We start from the raw sequence: 271 nt of genomic DNA on the forward strand, positions 1-271 counted from the left end.
AAGCACTGGAAAACCCTGGTGGCGCATATCAACATAACGGTATGGACCGACATTTCCCGGATATTCGTTTTATCTGGTGGGCGGGCGGTGCCAACTTTACTCATCATCAGGATACCAATCGCCTGATCCGTGCCTGGCAAAAACCGGAGCTGGTGGTGATCTCTGAATGCTTCTGGACGGCGGCGGCGAAACACGCGGATATCGTTCTGCCTGCGACTACCTCTTTTGAGCGTAATGATCTCACCATGACCGGTGATTACAGTAATCAGCA

Annotated in this window: 1 protein-coding gene; it reads left to right on the plus strand. The window is 52.0% G+C overall.

Annotated features, from left to right (window positions below; translation table 11 throughout):
• A partial coding sequence (locus tag ABFY71_RS18885) for a molybdopterin-dependent oxidoreductase (protein WP_347947413.1) occupies positions 1 to 271 on the plus strand: 271 nt, incomplete at both ends.

The organism is Devosia alba (genome assembly GCF_039938915.1).
Classification (GTDB): domain Bacteria; phylum Pseudomonadota; class Alphaproteobacteria; order Rhizobiales; family Devosiaceae; genus Devosia; species Devosia alba.